Annotated in this window: 5 protein-coding genes; 1 reads left to right on the top strand and 4 read right to left on the bottom strand. The window is 74.8% G+C overall.

Translation table 11 applies throughout. The features are described 5' to 3' along the window. Positions 1-151 precede the first annotated feature (151 nt). Together DZG00_RS12445 and DZG00_RS12450 are read right to left on the bottom strand one after the other, a co-directional pair. Positions 152-655 carry a GNAT family N-acetyltransferase gene (locus DZG00_RS12445; protein ID WP_119382555.1) on the bottom strand — a complete coding sequence of 168 codons (504 nt, stop codon included), beginning with the start codon at positions 653-655 and terminating at the stop codon, positions 152-154. A gap of 27 nt (positions 656-682) precedes the next feature. Beyond that, complete coding sequence (locus tag DZG00_RS12450) at positions 683-1,297, bottom strand: TetR/AcrR family transcriptional regulator (protein ID WP_119382556.1); 615 nt, start codon at positions 1,295-1,297, stop codon at positions 683-685. 90 nt (positions 1,298-1,387) lie between these two features. Here DZG00_RS12450 and DZG00_RS12455 point away from each other — a divergent pair, with 90 nt between their 5' ends. Further along, positions 1,388-2,110, top strand: a complete 723-nt coding sequence (locus tag DZG00_RS12455) for an SDR family oxidoreductase (RefSeq protein WP_119382557.1) — start codon at positions 1,388-1,390, stop codon at positions 2,108-2,110. Positions 2,111-2,117: 7 nt separating this feature from the next. Here DZG00_RS12455 and DZG00_RS12460 read toward each other — a convergent pair whose 3' ends face one another. Further along, the gene (locus DZG00_RS12460) at positions 2,118-2,648 is read right to left on the bottom strand and encodes a GNAT family N-acetyltransferase (protein WP_233549118.1); all 531 of its coding nucleotides are present in this window, start codon (positions 2,646-2,648) and stop codon (positions 2,118-2,120) included. Positions 2,649-2,760: 112 nt separating this feature from the next. Next, positions 2,761-4,725: DEAD/DEAH box helicase (locus tag DZG00_RS17355; RefSeq protein WP_233550133.1), on the bottom strand; the 1,965-nt coding region annotated here is incomplete at its 5' end.

Below are 4,725 nucleotides of genomic sequence, written 5' to 3' on the forward strand. Positions count from 1 at the left end.
CGCCGGGAGCTCGCGCAGCACGGGGCGGGAGCCGCCGTGGCGGGCGTCGAGGTCGTCGTCGAGGCCGTCGCCGCCGCCGCTCGCGGGGAGGTCGTCGCGGCGGTCGTCGGTCATGGTGCGACTGTAGCCGGGGCGGCGTGCGGCCCGGCCGTCAGCGGACGGCCTCGACGAGCGGAAGGTGCATCACGTGCAGGCCGACGAGCCCGTCCTCCGCGTCGTCGAACGCCTCGGGGACCGTGCCGATGACCCGGAAGCCGAGCGACTCCCACAGGTGGACGGCCGCGCGGTTGGTCTCCACGACGGCGTTGAACTGGATCGCCCGGTAGCCCTCCGCACGCGCCCACGCGATCACGTGCTCGCCGAGGGCCCGGCCGACGCCGCGGCCGCTGTGCGCGGGATCCACGAGGAACGATCCCGTGGCGACGTGCGCCCCGCGGCCGGGCCGGTTCGGGCCGGCCTTCGCGGATCCGAGCACCGTCCCGTCGTCGTCCACCGCGACGAACGTGCGCGCGGGCGCCTCCGCCATCCAGTTCGGCCGCGCCTCCTCGAGCGACTGGCCGGCCGGCAGCGCGTAGGTGCGGCCGGCGTCGACGACGGCGCGGTAGAAGGGGTGGATCAGGGGCCAGTCGGCGTCGGTGGCGGGGCGGATCAGCATGCGGTCGAGGCTATCCGGAGGCGCCCGCTACCGGATCCCGAGCGCCGGCAGCAGCACCTCGTCGATGACCGCGACGAAGAACTCGCGCCGCACCGGTCCGCGCCCCGCGGCGAGGCGCTGGGTGCTCATCGTCGGGACGACCTCGGCCAGCAGGGAGATCGCGGCATCCGACCGCGCGGGCGCCTCGCCCCGCTCGATCGCGCGGCGCAGCAGACGGCCGTAGACCTCGACGTACGGATCCGTGACCTCGGAGCGGATCGCCCCGGCCAGGCGCTCGGATCCGCGCATCGCGGGCGCGAGGCCGGCGAACACGGCGGCCCGTCGGTCAGGGCCGCCGAGCCAGCCCGAGTCGACGACGGCCAGGAGGTCGTCGCGCAGGGATCCGGTGTCGGGCATGGTCTCGGCCTCCGGCGGACGGCCGACGCTGCGGATCGCCGCGAGCACGAGGTCCTCCTTCGTCGCCCACCGTCGGTAGATCGTCGTCTTGGCCCGGCCGGTGCGGGCCGCGACCTCGTCGAGGGCCATGCCGTCGTAGTCCCGCTCGGCGACGAGGTCGAGGGCGGCGGCGAGGATCGCGGCGTCGCCCGAGCGGTCGACGGGGCGGCCGACGCGGGGTCGGGGAGCGTCGGCGGGGGTGTCCATCCCGTCCAGGATAGGCCCGTCTCGGAGTTCCGCTACCGGAGAGTATCGTTACTCGCCTCGGGTCGCGTCGCGGCCCACGGAGGAGGAGCCATGCAGGTACGGGACGCGGTCGTCGTCATCACGGGAGCGTCGTCGGGGATCGGCGCGGCCACGGCGCGCGCGGCCGCCCGGGCAGGGGCACGGGTCGTGCTCGCGGCCCGGAGGGAGGAGCGCATCCGCGCGCTGGCGGACGAGATCGGGGGCGGCGCCATCGCCGTCCGCTGCGACGTCACCGACCGCGCGCAGGTGGACGCCCTGGCGCGGGCCGCCCTCGACGCGTTCGGCCGCATCGACGTGCTCGTGAACAACGCCGGTCAGGGCTTCCAGGCCGACGTCGAGCGGATCGGCCTCGACGACCTGCGCGCCGTCCTCGAGCTCAACCTCGTCGCTCCCCTCGCGACGATGCAGGCCGTGCTGCCGGCCATGCGCGCGCAGGGCGCCGGCGCGATCGTCAACGTCAGCTCGGGGACCACGTTCGCCGACGTGCCCGGCACCGCCGGCTACGTCGCCTCGAAGATCGCGCTCGAGCGCCTGTCCGCCATCGCCCGCGTGGAGCTGGAGGGGACGGGCGTCGTCGTCCAGACGCTCATCCCGTTCGCGACGAGCACGGAGTTCATGACCTCGATCCGCGCCGGCCGCGCCGAGGCGGAGGCGATGACCGCGGGCGCCACCTTCGACACGCCGGAGACGGTAGCCGACGCGGTGCTCGCCCTCATCGCGAGCGGCGACGCGCGGATGGACCTGGTGCCGGCGGCGTACGGCGGGTCGCGCTGACGCGGGATCAGACGCGCGGGTCGTCCGCCAGCCGCTGGAACAGCACGTGGTCCTGCCACTCCCCCGCGATGCGGAGGTAGCGCGGCGCGAGGCCGTACCGCGTGAAGCCGCAGCGGGCGAGCACAGCCTGCGATGCGCGGTTGCCGAGGAGCGTGCCGGCCTCGACCCGGTGCAGCCCGAGGTCGCCGAACGCGAGGTCGACCGCGGCGCGCACTGCATCGGTCGCGAGCCCGCGGCCGGTGCGGTCCGTCGCGAGCCAGTACCCCATCGCGCACGACTCGAAGGCGCCGCGGACGATGGTGCTCAGGGTGATCCGGCCGGCCACGGATCCGTCGTCGTCGAGGATCGCGAGCGGCACGCACTGCCCGCGCGCATGCTGAGCGAGCGCCGCCTCCAGGTCGGCGCGCTGGCCGGCGGGCGTGTCATGGTCCGCGTGCCGGATCGGCTCCCACGGCGCGAGGTGCGCCCGGCTCCGCAGGCGCAGCTCGGACAGGGCGGGGGCGTCGTCGATCGTCAGCAGGCGGATCCGGTCGGGCACGGCATCGAGGATGCCAGACGCGGGCGGCGCCGTGCGGGCGGCGCCGTGCAGACGACGACGGCCGCCCCACCCCGCTGAGGGATGGGACGGCCGTCGTGGTCGTGCGTGAGCGCTAGACGCGCGCGAGGTCCTGGATGACGCGGTCCCCGGCGGCGGCCATGACCGTCGTCGCCTTGATCTCGGCGCGACCCAGGAGGTCGTCCATGCGACGGCGGCGGGCCTTCGTGATCAGCGTCACGACGGTGCCCTCCTTGCCCGCGCGGCCCGTGCGGCCGGCGCGGTGGAGGTAGCTCTTGTACTCGTCGGGCGCGTCGGCCTGGATGACCAGGCCGATGTCGTCCACGTGGATGCCGCGAGCGGCCACGTCGGTCGCCACGAGCACGCGGACCTTGCCGCTCGTGAGGAGCTGCAGGTTGCGCGTGCGGCGCGCCTGGTTGAGGTCGCCGTGCAGCGACGTGGCCGGGATGCCGGCGTCCTCGAGCTGGTCGGCGAGCTGCTCGGCGAACGCGCGGGTGCGGGCGAAGATCAGCGTCTTGCCCTCGCCGCTGGAGAGCTGCTCGATGATCGCGGCCTTGTCGCGCTGCTCGATGAGGAGCACGCGGTGGTCGATGGTCGACGACGCCTGGTCCTCGCCCGCGACCTCGTGGACGCTGGGCGACGGCAGGAACTCGTTGACCAGCGTCGCGACGCCCTTGTCGAGCGTGGCGGAGAAGAGCAGGCGCTGGCCGTCCTTCTTCACCTGGCGGAGGATCCGCTGCACGGGCTCGAGGAAGCCGAGGTCGCACATGTGGTCGGCCTCGTCGAGGACGGTGACGACGATCTCGGAGAGGTCGAGGCGGCCCTGGTCGATGAGGTCCTCGAGGCGGCCGGGGGTCGCGATGAGGATGTCGACGCCGCGCTGCAGCGCACCGACCTGCTTGAACTGCGGCACGCCGCCGAAGATCGTGGTGGTGAACAGGCCCACCGAGCGGGCGATGGGCTGCACCGTGCGGTCGATCTGCATGGCGAGCTCGCGCGTCGGGGCGAGGATCAGCGCGCGGGGCTTGCGGCCCATCTTGCGGTTCTTCGCGCCGTCGTTCTCGAGCAGGCGCTCCACGAGGGGCGCGCCGAACGCGATGGTCTTGCCGGATCCGGTGCGGCCGCGGCCGAGCACGTCGCGACCCGCGAGCACGTCGGGGATCGTGGCGGCCTGGATCGGGAACGGGCTCGCCGCGCCCAGCTCCTCGAGCACGCGGACGATGTTCTGGCCGAGGCCGAGGGCCGCGAAGGTCACGCCGTCGACGTCCTTGGCCGTGGTGGCCTGGGCCTCGAGGCGCTCGAGCACGACGTCCTCGGCGGGAGCGTGACGCGGGGCGCCCTCCTTGCTCGGGTAGAAGTCGCTGTCGCGCTTGGGGCGGGCGTCGTCGTAGGACGGGCGCTCGTTGCGCTGCGGGCGGTCGCCGTAGGACGGGCGCTCGGACCGCTGCGGGCGGTCGTTGTACGCGGGACGCTCGGTGCGGGCCGGACGGTCGTTGTAGGCGGGACGCTCGGAGCGAGCCGGGCGGTCGTTGTACGACGGACGCTCGGCGCGGTCGCCGTACGACGGGCGCTCGGCGCGGGCCGGGCGGGAGTCGTTGTAGGACGGGCGCTCGGTGCGAGCGTTCCGGTCGTTGTACGCGGGACGCTCGCTGCGCTGGGCACGGTCGCCGTACGAGGGACGCTCGGCGCGGTCGTCGTACGACGGGCGCTCCGTGCGAGCCGGGCGGTCGTTGTACGCGGGACGCTCGCTGCGCTGGGCGCGGTCGCCGTAGAAGGGGCGCTCGTTCCGGTCGTTGTACGCGGGACGCTCCGACCGCTGCGGCCGGTCGTTGCCGTACGACGGGCGGTCGTTGCGCGGGGCGCGGTCGTTGTACGAGGGGCGCTCGGAGCGCTCGCCGCCACGCTCGGGACGCGAGTTGCCGTACGACGGACGCTCGGAGCGCTGGCCGCGCTCGGAACCGTAGGTCGGACGCTCGCTGCGCTGGCCGCGGTCGGCGCCGCCGCCGTAGGAGGGGCGCTCGCCGCGCTGCGGGCGGGCGTCGCCGCGCTCGGGGCGCTG

This window comes from Clavibacter lycopersici (assembly GCF_003576405.1).
In the GTDB taxonomy this organism is placed as follows: domain Bacteria; phylum Actinomycetota; class Actinomycetes; order Actinomycetales; family Microbacteriaceae; genus Clavibacter; species Clavibacter lycopersici.

Excerpts from the sequence above, each read along its gene's own strand:
- DZG00_RS12455 (WP_119382557.1), top strand. The coding sequence starts at position 1,388 with ATGCAGGTACGGGACGCGGTCGTCGTCATCACGGGAGCGTCGTCGGGG.
- DZG00_RS12450 (WP_119382556.1), bottom strand. The coding sequence starts at position 1,297 with ATGGACACCCCCGCCGACGCTCCCCGACCCCGCGTCGGCCGCCCCGTC.
- DZG00_RS12445 (WP_119382555.1), bottom strand. The coding sequence starts at position 655 with ATGCTGATCCGCCCCGCCACCGACGCCGACTGGCCCCTGATCCACCCC.